The organism is Engelhardtia mirabilis (assembly GCF_007748095.1).
Classification (GTDB): domain Bacteria; phylum Planctomycetota; class UBA1135; order UBA1135.
Genome location: NZ_CP036287.1, coordinates 3,072,457 through 3,087,354, shown reverse-complemented (window position 1 = coordinate 3,087,354; position 14,898 = coordinate 3,072,457). Strand labels below are relative to the sequence as shown.

The window sequence follows — 14,898 nt, the reverse complement described above, 5'->3', positions numbered from 1 at the left end:
GGGCTGGACCGCCCGAGAGGGCGGCGGGGATCGACTGGTTGTCTCGGCCGGGGTTCCGGCCGGTGATCGAAGGGTCTCGCGCCAGGATCGACGCGCGCGGACTGCGGTTGGCTCGCTGGGGCCACGGGAGAGGGTGGCTCGGGGCCGAGCCGAGTCGAGGACTCGGGACCCCGGGGTCCAGTCTCGCTGTCGGGAGCCGCGCGGATCGAGGTCCGACGGCTCTCGGCCCGTTGCAAGTCGAGAGCCGCTCGGAAGGTCCCGGGTCCCGACTTCCGAAAGCCACGATTCCTGGCGAAAACGGGCCAACAGATTAGCCCTGGCCGCCGATGGCATCAATCTCGGGCAGGGCCTCCGCACTGCGCATTGGCGGTGCCGGACTCCGACAGTGCGCGATCTTGCCGGCCACGGGGCTGGGGTGTCGTCCCGCCCGCGACCTGCGTAACCGGACCCCACGGGGGCTCTCGACCACGGGGGCTCTCGACCACGGGGGCTCTCGCCCCACTCAGGCCCTCGCACGCGGGGGCCCTCCAACGAAGGCCCACCCCAACAGTGATCAATCCCCGCGCCATGACCGACCACGTCGACCCCTGGGGGCAGCGTTGGTCCCAGTTGGCCCGTGGCGCGGGCCTGAACGAGGGGCGCCGGCTGACCCTGGCCCTCTCCGGCGGTGCCGACAGCGTGCTCCTCTTGCACCTTCTGGCGGCGGCCCGGCCCCGGCCGACCTTCCGGGCGGTCCACGTCGACCACGGCCTGCGCGGGGCCGAGAGCCGGCGCGACCGAGCCTTCTGCGAGGACCTCTGCACCTCCCTCGACGTGCCCCTGGCGGTGCTCGAGGCGGATCTCGACCCCACGGCGGGCACGTCGGGGCTCGAGGAACGCGCCCGCGAGGCGCGCTACGAGCTGCTGGCCCGCGAGGCCCGATCCTCGGGCCACACCACCCTGCTCACCGGCCACCACGCCGACGACGAGCTCGAGACCCTGCTCTTGCGCTGGATGCGCGGCAGCGAGCTGGGCGGCCTGCGCGGCGCTCGGCGGAGCCTGGTGATTCGCGGGCGACGCCCGGGCGAGGCCCCCGAGGAGCGTCCCGAGGACCTGGAGCCCGTCGAAGTTGTGCGCCCTCTGGCCACCCTGCGGCGCCAGGAGGTCCGCGCGCTGCTGCGCGGGCGGGGCCTGACCTGGGTCGACGACACCAGCAACCGCGACCCGCGCTTCGCCCGCTCGCGGGTGCGCCACGGCCTGGTCCCGGCCCTCGAGCAAGCCGGCGGTCGCGAGGCCCTGGCGGCCTTCGCCCGCGCGGTCGAGGGGCTCGAAAACCATCTGGCCAAGAGCACCGCCCACCTGGCCTGGCGCCGGCCCTCCTTCGCGGGCGCCAGCCGGGACGCCTCGGCCGCGGACCTGGGCGGCTCCATGCCGCGCTCGGACCTGATGAGCCTGCCGGCCGCCCTGGCGCGCCGAGCGCTGTGGCGCCTGATCACGGAGGGCAGCGGTCGCGCGCCCGGCAAGCACCTCTTGCAGCTCATCGTGACGGACCTGCGCGGCGGTCGCTGCGCCCGGCACACCCTGCCCGGGGGCTGGCGCATCGTGTTGCGCTCGGCCGAGCTGCTGCTGATCCCGCCGCCGCCGGCCCTCGAGCGCCGGCCGCGGATCGCCCAGGCCACCGATCCGGCCCAATCGATCCAACTGCACCTGCCCTTCCCCGACCTCGGACCCCGGCGCGCCGCCGCCGACGAGATCGACCGCACGCGCCACCTGCCCATTCCCGGTGTCGCGAGCCTCGAGGACGGCCGCCGCATCGTGGCCGAGCTGATCGAGAGCCCCGCCGGCGCGCCGATCCCCCAGGCGCGCGACGAGGTCGAGCTCTCGGCCGACGCGATCGGCATGGACCTGCTCGCATCGGGGCTGCAGGTTCGCTGGCCCCGGCCCGGCGATCGCTTCCACCCCCTGGGCGCGCCCGGGTCCAAGACCCTGCGGCGCTTTCTGGCCGACGCCGGGGTGCCGCGCGAGGAACGACAGCGGGTGCCCGTCGTGTGCGCGGGCGACGAAGTGCTGTGGGTGGTGGGCCTGCGGCCCTGTGAGCGCCTGCGGGTGAGTTCGACGACGGAGCGACGCCTGAGACTGACGCTGCTGTGCGGCGCGGTCGCGCGGGCGGGCTGAGGACGGGTCCGCCTGCGCCGATCACCGGCCCGCGCCCCGCTCCGAGGCGCCGAGTTCCGCCGCGCCCACAGCGACAGGGACCCGGAGTCGCCCCGCGCGGTGACTTCACGGTCCTCGGGGGGTACCCTCGTCGACCAGCAACGGGGGGGCGCCAGACGCGCCGGGACCCGCTCACCACGCCCCGCCGGCCCGACCGCCCCGCTCCCGATTTGGCCCTGGCCCTCGCACAGAACCTCGAGCGCGTCCGCGCGCGGATCGAGCGCGCCCGACGGACCGCGACTCGCAGCGGCCAGGCGCGCCTGCTCGCCGTGACCAAATCCGTGGAGCCCGAAGTCGCCCTGGCGCTGGCGCGGCTCGGTCAGCTCGATCTGGGCGAGAACCGTCCCGAAGGTCTCGAGGCCAAGCGGCGGCTCTTCGACGCCGAGTTGGAGTCGGGACAATCAGAGGGTGGGCGCAGGGTGCGTTGGCACTTCATCGGGCACCTGCAACGCAACAAGGCCCGCCGCGTGGCCCGCCTGGCCGACGAGATCCACGCGGTGGACTCGGTCGCCCTGGCCCGGACCCTGTCGCGGGTCTGCGCCGAGGAGGGCCTGCGGCCGCGCATCTACCTCCAAGTACGGCTGACCGACGAGGCCACCAAGCACGGGCTGGACCCGAGTGAGCTGCCCCAGGCGATCGAGGCCAGCGACCCGTCCTGCCTCGACCTGGCCGGCCTGATGACCATGGCACCCCTCGAAGACGATCCCCAGCGCCGTGCCGAGTCCGCTAGCCGCACCTTCGGTCGCCTGGCCGAGCTGGCCGAGCGCCATGGGGACGCGCCCTGGATCGAGGGCCGCGCGCTGCTCTCGATGGGCATGAGCGACGACCTCGAACAGGCCGTCGACCAGGGCAGCGATTGGCTGCGGATCGGATCCGCCCTGTTCGTCGAGTCGGCGCAGGAGGCTCGACGATGAGCGCCGCCCGATCCGATCGCTTGGTCGTCCGCGCTCCCGACGGGCGCACGGCCGAGATCCCGCCCCAGGGGCGACTGGTCGTCGGTAGCGCGCCGGGCGAGGGCGGTTTTGAACTCGCCGGCGTCGGTGTGGCACCAGAGCACGTGGCCCTGGCCGCGGTGCGCGGCGGAGGCCACGGCGTGGTCGCACTCGACGATGGGGCAACCACCGAGATCGACGGGCACCCGGTCCGCAAGGCGCGCCTGCACGCGGGCACACGACTGCGCCTGGGGTCCGTGGAGTTGACCATCGAGGCCCGGGGAGCGGCGCCAGCCGAGCGCGCTCGCCCCGCTGCGGCTGCGACTGCGGCTGCGACTGCGACTGCGGCTGCGACTGCGGCTGCGAATGCGAATGCGAATGCGACTGCCGCCAGCCGGGGCGCTGAGGTCGACGTGACCGGTTTCCGCGTCTCCAAGCTGCTCGGCAAGGGGACCATGGGACTGGTCTATCTCGCCGTGCAGGAGAGCCTCGATCGCGAAGTTGCGCTCAAACTCCTGCGCCGCCAGCTCTGCGAGAACGCCGACTTCGTGGCGCGCTTCCAGGCCGAGGCACGCGCCGCGGCGAAGCTCGCGCACCCCAACGTCGTCACCGTTTACGACGTGGGCGAGGACAAGGGCCAGCACTACCTCGCGCTCGAGTACATGCAGCGCGGGAGCCTCGAGGACCGACTCGCGGCCGAGGGCCCCCTGCCCTGGCGCGCGGTGCTCGGGATCCTGCGCGACGCGGCGGCGGGCCTCGAGTTCGCCGAGCAGCACGGCATCGTGCACCGCGACATCAAGCCGGCGAACTTGATGCAGAGCGCCGCGGGCGCGACCAAGATCGTCGACCTCGGCCTGGCCACGGCCGCCGAGGCCGAGAGCGACGGCAAGATCCGCGGCACGCCGCACTTCATGGCGCCGGAGCAGGCGCGCGGCATGGCCGTCGACGCGCGCTCGGACCTCTACGCCCTGGGAGCCACCGCCTACCGCCTGCTCTCGGGCAAGACGCCCTTCGAAGGGGCGTCCAGCAAGGCGATCCTGCGGGCCGTGGTCCAGGACGAGCCGCGGCCCCTGACCGAACTGGTGCCCGACCTGCCGCCGCCGGTGGCTGCGTTGGTGCACGGCCTGATGGCCAAGGACCCCGATGCCCGGCCACGCTCGGCGAGCGTGCTGCGCGCTCGGGTCGAAGAGCTCGCTTCCGCGGCCAACTCGGCTGGCGGCGACGGCTCGCAGAAGGGCAGCAAGCTGGGTCTGGTCGTCGGCGCGCTGGTTCTGTTGGCCGCCGTGGCGATTGGGGTCGTGCTGCTCACCACGGGCGACGGCAGCTCGAGCAACGGCGACGGTGGTTCGATCGACGGCGAACGAAACGGCCGAACCGAAGTCGCGGACCTGACGAGTACCAACGACCCGCAGCCGTCCGTCGACGCGAGCGAGGATCCAGGCGCAGAAGTCGGTGAGCCCGACACCCTCGACGCCGCCGAAGCCGAGGCTCAACTTCAACGCTTCGAGGAGCGCGCTGCGGCGGCGCTGCTCGCCACGGAGTCCCTGGTCGATCCGGTCGAACGTACGGAAGCCCTGCACGCAGTGTCCGCCGAGTTCCCGGGTACGACCGCGGCGACCGTGGCCTTGGCGCGCGCCAAGGAGCTGCAACAACCCGAGCAGTCGACCGCCGCGACCGACGATGCGGGCTCGACCGGGGTGTCCGTGGCCCAGACCCTGCTGGCCACCGCCGAGGCGGCGACGCGCGACGCCGACGGCGCGCTGCTCGCGCCCGAGCTGGCCCTGGCTGCCCTGGCCGGTGTGACCCTGCCACCCGGCTACGTGGCCGACGCCGAGTACTTCGAGGGCTATGCAGCCCTGCGCGAGAAGGTCTCGACCCAACTGCGCGCGGAAGCGGACTCACGCTTGGTGCCGATCGACGCGCTGCTGACGGCGGGCGACTTCGAGGCGGCCAAGGCAGGCTATGAAGAACTGCTGGCCTGGCTCACCGAGCAACCACCAGCGAAATCCGGCGCGAAGTCACCCGCTGCCCCCGCTGTCGGCAAGACCGACGGCAACACGGAAGGTGGCTCGGGACAAGACGGCCAGGACGGAGTGGCCGGCCGAGGCGACGATGCTCCGGCGACCGACGACGACAACGCTGAGGCTTCCGAACTGCCCCAGACTCCGGAGGAGCTGCGCGAGCAACTGGGTGGCAGCGCCGGCACGACCGCTTGGGCCCTGCCCGCGCGCGTAACCCTGGTACGCTCGCGCCTGGCCACCCTCCCGACCTGGATCGAAGCCCACGCCCTGGCCATGCGCCAGGCGGACCGCGCCTTGGTCGCTCGCACCCTGCCGGCTGGCAAGGTCGAACGCGACCTGCGCGGCTTCGACTTCGCCGCGGCTGCGACGGCCGTCGAGGCGCTCGCCGGCCAAGCGCGCTCGCCCGAGTACGGCGAGGCACTGGCTGACCTCGCGCGGGACTTGCGCGCGGCGCCGTCGGCCTTCGCCACCCTGGCTCGAGCCTGGAGCGAGGGTGAATGGCGTCGACAGTCCCTGGCCCTGCCCGGCGCCGATCGCAGCGTGGTCGAGGCGCGCGGCGTGATCTCGTCGGGCCTGGTCCTCGGCACGGGCGACGGCGATCCGCAAACGCTGCCCTGGTCCGCCTTCGCCGCCGACACGGACGCCCTGCAGCAGCTCTACGAATCGCGCCTACAGCGCGAATTCGTCACGGCCGAGCTGACCGCCGTCGCCACGCTGCTGCGCGTCGCCGCGGTCAACGAGGCCCTGGTCCTGGCGGATCCCGTGCTCGATTCCGAGCGGCAGTCTCGGCTCAGCCCTTCCGAGGCGCGACAGATTGCCGACGCCTTCGCGCGAGCCACGGACTGGGGTGCCCGAGCGGGAGGCGAGGCCGAGGCCGCCGCGGCGGCCGAAGCCCACGCCGGCTCCCTGTTGAGCGCTGCCCTGCGAGCCCTCGACGAGGACGACTGGACCAGCGCGGCCCACGCCTTCGAGACCCTGCTCGAGCAGGAGACCACCTCCCTGCTCGTGATGATCCTCTCCGACGGGCGTCCGCTCGAGGAACCCGCCCACTGGCCGCCGACGCTGCCCGGCGTGGACGAAGCCGCGGCGATGCAAGCGCAGGTTCCGGTCACTCCCGAGGACGAAGCCGAGTCGACCGATCCCCCCCCCACGAACGAGGACCCCCGTTGATCGCCAGCCCGCCGAACCTCGACGACAGTGTCGAACGACTGCGCGCGCAGCTCGACGAACACGACGTTCCGGCGCCGCGCGCGCTGCTCCTGATGGCGACCGGCGTGGGCCTCTTGCCCGAGCGCTGCTCCGCCTCGACCAGCGTGCCCCTGGCGGAGCTGGACGGCGTTCCGGCGCCCTGGACCACGACCACCCTGGTCGCGGGCCGCTTGGGACCGCTCCCGGTCTGGGTCCTCGACGACCTGTCGGGCGAAGCGCTCGACGACGGCGGCCCGGACTGGCGCCGGGCCCTGCCCGTCTGGCTCGCGGCCGCCTGCGGCGCGCAGGTCATGGTCCACGTCTCGGCCGGAGTCGCCCTCGGCACCGGCGCCGCAGCCCGGGCCAGTGGCCTGGCCCTCGCCAGCGACCACATCAACCTCTCGGGCCGCTCGCCCCTGACCGGCCTCGGCACCACGACCCTCGGCCCCCTGTTCCCCGACCAGACCACGGTCCACGACCGCGAGCTGCGCCACGCCGCCCTGGAGGTCTGCACCGAGAACGGCATCGAAGCGCGCGAAGCCGTGGTGGCCTGCACCGCCGGCCCGAGCCTCGACACCCCCGCGGAGTGTCGCTACTTCGCCAAGGCCGGTGCCGACGTCGCGGTGCAATCGGCCGCCTGGCCCTACATCGCTGCCGCCCACGCCGGCCTCTCCAGCGTCGCCATCGTGGCCCTGGCCGCCTCCGCCGAGGAGCGCGTGGACTTGCGGCGTATCCTCGAGCGCGCCGAGCGCAGCGCCCCCGCCATCGAGGAGCTGATCGTGCACCTGGCCGGCCCGATCGCTCGCCAGACCGACCACGACGAGGGGCTCGGCACGCCGCGCCCGCGCCGCTCGTGAGTCCCTCGCGCATCGCGGTGCTGATCTCGGGCACCGGTCGCAGCCTCGAGAACCTGCTGCGGGTGTGCGCGGCCGGTGAGCTGGACGCCGAGGTCGGCCTGGTCGTGGCCGACCGGGGCAAGCTCCGCGGGCTCGAGATCGCCGAGGCGGCGAGCGTCCCGACCCAGGTCATCCGACCCCGCGACTGCGACGGCCCCGAGGACTTCTCGGCACAGGTCTTCGACGCGGTCGAGGCCGCGGCCTGCGGAACGGTGGTGCTGGCGGGCTTCCTGCGACACCTCCCGATCCCCGCGGGTTGGCTGGGCCGCGTACTCAACATCCACCCGTCTCTCCTGCCGGCCCACGGCGGCAAGGGCTTCTGGGGCGACCACGTGCACCGCTCGGTGCTCGAAGCGGGCGACGCCGTGACCGGCTGCACGGTGCACTACGTCGACAACGTCTTCGACGCCGGCCCGATCATCCTGCAACGCCGAGTCGACGTGCGCCCCGACGACGACGTCCACAGCCTGGCCGGCCGCGTCTTCGACGAGGAGTGCATCGCCCTCCCCGAAGCCCTACGCCAGCACCTGGCAGGCGAGGTGCGTTTCGTCGCCGGCCGCGTCGTGCGCGGCGATGGCTGACGCAGCCCGAGTTGTCACGGGTCTGTCACTGGAGGCTCCGAAGGATCTGGAGGATCCACGACCGAGGCATGATCGATCCCATGTCCACCGACGATTCCCGCGCCGGCTCGATCCGGCCAGCCTTGCTTGTGGTTCTGGCGATCCTCGCCGTGCTGGTGGTCGCCGTCATCTCGAACCTGGGGAGCTCGGCCGCGGAGCGTGAAACGGCGGCTCCCGAGCAGCCGGGGGTGGGGCCGGCGAGGCTCTCGGCTCCCTCCGCGCCGTCCGTCGAGTTGGAGGCGCCGGTCGGTGCTCTGGTCGAGCGGACGGTCGTCGTGGGAGACCAGTCCTTCTCGGGCGAGGACGATGGGGTCGCCGCGACCCCGGACGACCTCCCGCGGTTCAGCCTGCGCGGCCAGCTCATCGATGAGTTCGGTCAAGGCCTGGAGGGGATCGAGTTGCGCCTGGAGTCCGTGGGCGAGCCCTGGCACCTCACGCCGCCGGCCGGGTTCGACCCGGACCAGCCCCTGGTGGCGGAGACGGACGCCGAGGGTCGCTTTGCCCTCGGGACGATCCTCCCGACGTCCAGTTGGGTCGCCCTCACGGCCGCATCGCCGCCCATGCGCGCGCAGTTACGACGGGACTTCGGGCGCGCGGGGGGGCGCAACGAGCCCCCGCTGCAGGCGGGCGAGAACGACCTGGGTCGGATCGAGTTGGCCGAGTGCGGCTTGTTGCACGGCCTCGTCGTGGGGCCCGACGGCGCGCCGGTCGAGGCAGCGCGGATCGGTGTGGCTGGGCCCGGCCGAGGGCAACGGGTTCGCTCCGGCCCGGATGGCTCCTTCGTCCTCGAGCACCTGCCCGGCGGATCCCATGTCTTGAGCGCGGATTGCGAGGGCTTCCTCACCCGTGAGTTCGAGTCCGTCGAGGTGCAACCGGGAAGAACTTGTGAGCAACCGACCATCGTGCTCGAGATCGCGCCGACGATCGCCGGGCGGGTCGTCGACGCCTCGGGCAGGCCGATCGCCGCGGCCCAGGTCTGGGGCGTGCCCGAACGGGGCGGGTACTCGATCAGCGCTGAAGCCGACGACCAGGGGCATTTCGAGGTGTCGCTGCTCGTCGACCGCCGGTACGGCCTGACTGCCGGTAGACCGGACCAGACCCCGCCGATGTGGGACGGCCGTTGGCAGGAGTTCCCGCCCGGCGCTCGCGAGGTCGAGCTCGTCGTTGCCGACAAGCCGAGCTTCCGCATCTCGGTGCAGGACGCGGAGGGGCAGGCAGTCGAAGAATTCGGGCTGAGGGTGATCCAGGTCCGCACCACAAGCGGAGGGACGATTCACTCGAGCGTCTTCGGGACGCCCGCGGCCGTGGTCCCCCATCCAGGCGGATCGGCCCAGGTCCAGGCCGATCCGGAGGTCGACGACTTCACCGTCTTCGCTCCAGGCTTCGTGCTCCAGCGGGGAACCTTCGATCGAGCCGATGCCGCGGGCCACTTGGTCGTGCAACTCGAGCGGCAGAGCGGGATTCGCGGACGTTTCGTGCACGAAGGTCGGCCGGTTCCCCACCCGATGGTCTCGGTGCGCGCTGACCGCATCCCGAAGGTCCCCGGTGCACCCGAGGATCGCTACGACATCTTCGAAGCGGACACCCGGCGCGATCTCGGGGACGTCCAAGGCAGCGAGCGCAGCCTGCGCGGCAGCGCGGACGGGACCTTCGAGGTCGAAGGGCTCGCGGCAGGCACCTGGGAGCTCGAGCTGCGGGGGCCCGGCGCCCCCACCACCTGGGTCGAGTTGCTCGAAATCTCGCGGGGCGACGTGCTCGATCTCGGTGACGTACCCAGCTCCCCGGGCGCCGCCCTGGGCGGAACGATCGTGGTGGCGACGGGACACTCCGCCGAGGGTCTGCGGGTCGGCCTGGGGAGCGAGAACTACCCCGATGACGAGCCCTTCACCGAGACGGACCCGGCGGGCCGCTTCGAGTTCACCGGGCTGCGCCCGGGTCGCTACCACTTGTGGGTGCACGCCGCGCCTGGCGTCCTCGACGAGAATTACCGCGAGCGCGTGGACCTGGGACCGCAAGAGCGACGCGAGCTACTCGTCGACCTGACGGCCGGCGCCACGGTCGAAGCCCGCCTGGCCGTGCGTGTGGATGGCGAGCCGGCGGCCGGATTCGGGGTGTGGAGGTTGCAGCAGATCGAGGGCGAGAGTGCCGCCGACGAGCTCGGCAAGACCGATGCGAACGGCCGCTGCGTGGCTTGGGTCAAAGACGGCTCGCGACTGCGCTTCGACCTGCGCAACGGCCGCGGGTTGTCGGTCGGAGTCTCGCGCGAGTTCGAGGTACGTGGAGCGCTCGACGAGGAGCTCGACTTCGAGACGGGCGCACTGACGGTCCACGTTCCCGCGGAATCGACGCTGGCGGAAGGCGAGCCGGCCCCGCTCGCGATCCGTTCGTCGGACACGGACGCACCTCGGAGCTTCTTCACTTGGCTGACCCCGCGAGCTGACGATCGCACCCTCGAAGGCGATTGGTCGATCAACCTGGGTCCGATCGCCCCGGGGACCTACACCGCACGGCTGAGCAGGGAGCCCACTCGTCTCTCGACGACCTTCGAGGTCGTGGCAGGCACGACGACCGAAGCCAGCTTGCAGTACGAGTAGCCCGGTGGGTTCGCGCCGCGGCGCACGGGGGCGAGCTGCTGAGCGCTACTCGACTTGATCGAGTCCGCTGTCGGAACGAGGGACCGCCGCGTCAGTTCGGCGCGGGTTCCGAATCGGCTGGCCGAGGTTCGTCGGTTCGACGGCTATCCGGGCCAGGTCCATCCGCGCGAGTGCTGTTCGCACGAGGATCGGCCTGCCGCTGCTCCAGGCGGGCGCGACGCTTGCTCACTTCGGCTTCGAGCATTCGCCGTTCACGACCAAGCAGCGTCCTCGCCGCCAAGCTCGAGGCCCGATCGCAGGCCTCCACGGCGCCGTCGAAGTCGCGGGCGTGGTGCTCGAGCAGCTTCGAGGCCCGCGCCCAGGCGTGGGCGGCGTTCGCGTCCAGTCGTTCCTGGGCCAGCTCGACCAGGAGCTCCAAGGCTCGCGCGCGGTCCCCTAGACGCTCGATGGTCGCGGCGCGCCAGAGCAGGTGCTCCCGCCGCGCATGATCGCGGTCGCCGCGCGTGTGCTCGAGCCGCTCGAGGGCGCGCTCGACCCACTGCAACTCAGCCGCGCGTTCACCGGCGGCGCCGGCCAGCTTGCCCATCCCCCTCGCGCGGGCCAGGGAGCAGCCCTCGAGTTCACCGCCGTCGGCGTCGCGCTCGAGCACGGTCCGGCCCAGGTGCGCGGTCAGGGTCACGAGCGACAACACGTCGTCGCGGTTGTGGTCGAAGACCCGCTCCAACTGGTGCGGCCGGCCCCCGATGAAGTCGAACCAGGCCGCGGGGGCCATCGAGCCGGGCAGGTCGTCGACGCGCTCGAAGCCGCACAGACCGCGCTCCATGGTCTGCAGACGACCGTCGACGAAGCCCTCGCGGTACAGGCGTCGGCAAGGGTGGTAGAGGTCCAGGTGCAACACGGACTCGAAGGGCGCCGCCACCCCGTGCAGGCGCATCTTGTCCTCGAGCCGGTGGCGGTCGAAGGACTTGCCGAAGAAGGTCACGAGTTGGCCCGCCGAGGCCACGCGCCGGGCTACCTCCCGCAGCAGGTCGCGCTCCTCGTCCGGCTCGCGCAGGAAGCCTTGCCACAGCTCGAAGCGCCCGTCCTCGGCGAACGACCCCAGGGCCACCAGGTACGGGTAGGTCCCCGCGCCGCCGGACAGGCCGGTGGTCTCGATGTCGAGGAAGACGGCCCGCGAGCTGTCGAACTCGGCCACCGCCGGATCCCGCGCAACGAAGGACAGGCACGCGCAGTCGGCCCCGTGCACGGCCTCCAAGCGCCAGGCGCCGTGGCGGTGATCCGGTTCGAAGCGAGTGGTGCGCGCGACGGCGCGCGAGGGCACGCCGTCCACGAGCACGGGCTCCAGACCCGCAGGTGGATCGATGGATCCACCCGACGAGATCGGTCGAGCGCCACGGCCCAGATGGGAGCGGAGCCAGGATGGCAGCTCTCCGCGCGGCGCCGGTCCGGTGGGCACCACCAGCCGGGGCGAAACCGCAGGGACTCGTTCGTCGGTGGAGTCCGAGCGGACGACAAGCTCCGCCCGCTCGGCGGTCCCTCCGGCAGCCTGTTCGACCTCCGTGCCCTCCGCCCCGTCCAGGGCCCCGCCAAGCCCCGGGTCCGCGACAGGTGTTGCTCGGTCGCCGGTCGGCTCGCCCCCGGTGCCCGGGTCGGGCGCTCCGACCGCGCTCGCCTCGGCGGCCCCGGGGCCCCCCGCCGCGGCTTGCGCCGGCTCCTCGCGCCGCAGCCGGCGGAGCTTCGCGCGGAAGTCCCCGCCGCTCACCCCGAGCTCTCCGCGGCCGCCTTCTCGCCGCCGCTCGCCAACGTCTCGCCGTCGTCCGGCGCGTGCACGACCTCGTCCTCGCCGATCTCGGCCGGCTCGAAGCCGGCGCCCCCGTGCAAGTGTCGCAGGATCGCCAGCGCGGTCTCCTTGCCCAACACCCCCGCCTCCTGGGTCGGACCGACGCAGGCCGGACAGCCGCTCAGGCAGGCGCAGCGTTCGACCACTTCGAGGGCCGCGCCGATCAACTCGCGCGCGTGGTTGAAGAGCAGCGCCGACAAGCCCACGCCGCCCTGGACGCGGTCGTAGAGGAACAGCGCTGGCCGGTTGAAGTGGCCGCTCTTGACTTGCGAGGAGAGCCCCAGGTCCGCCGGTTGGCAACGCAGGAACAGGGGCGCCACACGCCGCAACAGGCCCCCCACCGCTGACCACGCGGCCCCGCGACTGCCCTGGTGCAACTCGAGCGTCGCCGCGGTCTCCTCCGAGAGCGTCAGCACGAAGGCCTCGGTGTCCAGCTCCTCGGCCGGCAGGTGGATGTCCTCGGCGCCCACGTTCTCGAGGGTGTAGAAGCGGATCTTCTTGTAGAGCGTGGCCAGGGTCGTGACGTGCACCTCGCCGCGGAACAGCGACGCGTCCTCCGTGTCGGTGCCTTCCAGCACGCGCGCGCGCCGCTCCTCCAGGCGCAGCACGCGCACCTCCGTGTCGGTCTGGGCGTCGGTGTAGTAGTCGCTGACGGTCTGGCGCACGTAGGCCCGCCGCCCGGCGTAGTCGAAGCGCTCCACCTTCCAGGTCTCGCCCTCGACCTGGTAGATGGCCCCCTCGTGCACCGTGGTGATCGAGCCTTCGCGGTCGACCTCACCGATCGCTTTCTGGGTCTCGAGGTCGATCACCAGCACGTTGTCGGGCTCGCCGCCGGCCAGGGAGACGTCCTGGGCCGGGTAGGCGTCGGCCATCCAGTACCAGGCATCGCCGCGCCGGTGCAGGAAGCCGGCCTCCTCGGCCAGGTAGTCGAGCACGTCCACCAGGTGCGGGCTGTCGCCGAAGTCGCCCACCGTCGGTTCGCCGCCGCCGCTGTCGTCCTGGGCCCTAAAGGGCAGCTCGAACGCCGCGCACTTGAGCTGCTCGGACAAGAGCACCAGGTTGTCGGGGTCCACCCCGAGGCGCTCCTTGGGCGCGGCGAAGAGCCAATCGGGGTGTTGGGCCAGGAACTGATCCACCGGGTCCGAGCGCGCGATCATCACGCACAGGCTGGCCCCGGCCCGTCGACCGACGCGCCCGGCGCGCTGCCAGAAGGATGCCTGGCTGCCGGGATAGCCCACCAACACGGCCACGTCGAGGGCCCCCACGTCGACGCCCAGCTCCAGGGCGTTGGTGGTCACCACGACCTTCACGCTGCCGTCGCGCAGGCCCGTCTCGATCTCGCGGCGCAGGTTGGGCAGGTAGCCCCCGCGATAGCCGCGCACCTCGTCCGGCGAGAGGCCCATGCGCGACGCACCCTCCTTCAGGTAGCGCGTCAGGACCTCGACCGCCGTGCGCCGGTTGCAGAAGAAGATCGTCTGGTGCTTCGGCCCGCAGACGTGGGCCGCCAGGCGGCGAGCCTCTTCGAGCGCGCTGGCTCGTAGCCCCGCCACCGGATTGACCAGCGGCGGATCGTAGACGCCGAAGATGCGGCGACCGGCGGGCGACCCGTCCTGGTCGACCACCTGCACGTCGCGTCCGATCAACGCCCGCGCGTGGGCCGCGGGCTCGGGGATCGTGGCCGAGGAGAGCAGGAACTTCGGATCGGAACCGTAGAAGCGTGCCAATCGCACGAGCCGCCGCAGAACGTTGGCCACGGACGAGCCGAACACGCCCGAGAGCGTGTGCACCTCGTCGATCACAACGAAGGCCAGGTCGCGGAACAGCTCCGACCACTTGCCGTGGTTGGGCAGGATGCCCTGGTGCAGCATCCAGGGGTTGGTCAGGATCACGTTGCCGCGATCGCGCAGGGTGCGCCGAACGCTCGGCGGCGTGTCGCCGTCGTAGGTGAACGAGTGCCAGTCCAAGGGCTCGCCGCCCTCGCTGGCGCAAGTCGCGGCCAAGCCTTCGATGCGCGCGTTCAGCGCGGCCGACTGGTCCTGGGACAGGGCCTTGGTGGGGAACAACCAAAGGGAGCGCGCGCGGCCGCCGGTTTCAAGCATGCGCTGCAAGACCGGCAAGCTGTAGGCCAGGGTCTTGCCCGACGCGGTCGGCGTCGCGACGAGCACGTCCTCACCGGCCAGGGCCAACTCGATCGCGCGCGCCTGGTGGGCGTAGAGGCCATCGAAGCCCTGGGCGCGCAGCATCGCGACCAGCCGCGGATCCAAGCTGGCGGGCAGGTCCTGCACGAGAGCCGGTCTGGGCGGAGCCTCGTGCCAGTGCAGGAAGCGATCGCGCAGCTCCGGATCTGCCTTGAGCGCGTCGACGATGCGGTCGACCCCGTGCACGCGCCGCGCCCTCCGTGGCCCACCCCGGTCGGGCCGGGGCGTGACCGAGGGGGACGCGCCGGGACCGGCGCCCGCGCCCACGGGGGGGGTTCGGGGTACGCCCAGGGGCCGGTGGAACTCGGGGTCTTGATCGAGGCTCATGGCGGGACGGAGGCGTTCGCTTTCCGTTAGGGCGCAGCCTAGCCCGGCGGAGCCGTGGGCGGCAACGGTCCCCTCGATCCGGGCCACAG

Annotated in this window: 8 protein-coding genes; 6 read left to right on the top strand and 2 right to left on the bottom strand. The window is 72.5% G+C overall.

What is annotated here, in order from left to right; translation table 11 throughout:
* Positions 1 to 567: 567 nt before the first annotated feature.
* The 6 genes from tilS to Pla133_RS11225 all read left to right on the top strand — a co-directional run bounded on the left by tilS (position 568) and on the right by Pla133_RS11225 (position 10,444).
* Positions 568 to 2,154 (top strand): tRNA lysidine(34) synthetase TilS, encoded by a 1,587-nt coding sequence (tilS, locus tag Pla133_RS11250; protein ID WP_145168364.1) that lies wholly within the window; start codon positions 568 to 570, stop codon positions 2,152 to 2,154.
* 209 nt (positions 2,155 to 2,363) lie between these two features.
* Complete coding sequence (locus Pla133_RS11245) at positions 2,364 to 3,107, top strand: YggS family pyridoxal phosphate-dependent enzyme (protein WP_419192378.1); 744 nt, start codon at positions 2,364 to 2,366, stop codon at positions 3,105 to 3,107.
* Complete coding sequence (locus Pla133_RS11240; RefSeq protein WP_145065211.1) at positions 3,104 to 6,316, top strand: FHA domain-containing serine/threonine-protein kinase; 3,213 nt, start codon at positions 3,104 to 3,106, stop codon at positions 6,314 to 6,316. Before Pla133_RS11245 ends, Pla133_RS11240 begins: the two co-directional genes overlap by 4 nt.
* Positions 6,313 to 7,191 (top strand): phosphorylase family protein, encoded by an 879-nt coding sequence (locus Pla133_RS26190; protein WP_419192377.1) that lies wholly within the window; start codon positions 6,313 to 6,315, stop codon positions 7,189 to 7,191. Before Pla133_RS11240 ends, Pla133_RS26190 begins: the two co-directional genes overlap by 4 nt.
* Positions 7,188 to 7,811 carry a phosphoribosylglycinamide formyltransferase gene (gene purN / locus Pla133_RS11230; protein WP_145065206.1) on the top strand — a complete coding sequence of 208 codons (624 nt, stop codon included), beginning with the start codon at positions 7,188 to 7,190 and terminating at the stop codon, positions 7,809 to 7,811. The genes Pla133_RS26190 and purN overlap by 4 nt, the downstream gene beginning before the upstream one ends.
* 80 nt (positions 7,812 to 7,891) lie before the next feature.
* A complete protein-coding gene (locus Pla133_RS11225; RefSeq protein WP_419192376.1) occupies positions 7,892 to 10,444 on the top strand; it encodes a carboxypeptidase regulatory-like domain-containing protein in 2,553 nt (850 codons plus the stop codon).
* A 91-nt stretch (positions 10,445 to 10,535) separates the two neighbouring features.
* Here Pla133_RS11225 and Pla133_RS11220 read toward each other — a convergent pair whose 3' ends face one another.
* Complete coding sequence (locus Pla133_RS11220) at positions 10,536 to 12,206, bottom strand: ribonuclease H-like domain-containing protein (RefSeq protein ID WP_419192375.1); 1,671 nt, start codon at positions 12,204 to 12,206, stop codon at positions 10,536 to 10,538.
* Positions 12,203 to 14,809 (bottom strand): DEAD/DEAH box helicase, encoded by a 2,607-nt coding sequence (locus Pla133_RS11215; protein WP_145065200.1) that lies wholly within the window; start codon positions 14,807 to 14,809, stop codon positions 12,203 to 12,205. The genes Pla133_RS11220 and Pla133_RS11215 overlap by 4 nt, the downstream gene beginning before the upstream one ends.
* Between the last annotated feature and the right edge of the window lie 89 nt (positions 14,810 to 14,898).

Excerpts from the sequence above, each read along its gene's own strand:
- tilS (WP_145168364.1), top strand. The coding sequence starts at position 568 with ATGACCGACCACGTCGACCCCTGGGGGCAGCGTTGGTCCCAGTTGGCC.
- Pla133_RS11240 (WP_145065211.1), top strand. The coding sequence starts at position 3,104 with ATGAGCGCCGCCCGATCCGATCGCTTGGTCGTCCGCGCTCCCGACGGG.
- Pla133_RS11225 (WP_419192376.1), top strand. The coding sequence starts at position 7,892 with ATGTCCACCGACGATTCCCGCGCCGGCTCGATCCGGCCAGCCTTGCTT.
- Pla133_RS11215 (WP_145065200.1), bottom strand. The coding sequence starts at position 14,809 with ATGAGCCTCGATCAAGACCCCGAGTTCCACCGGCCCCTGGGCGTACCC.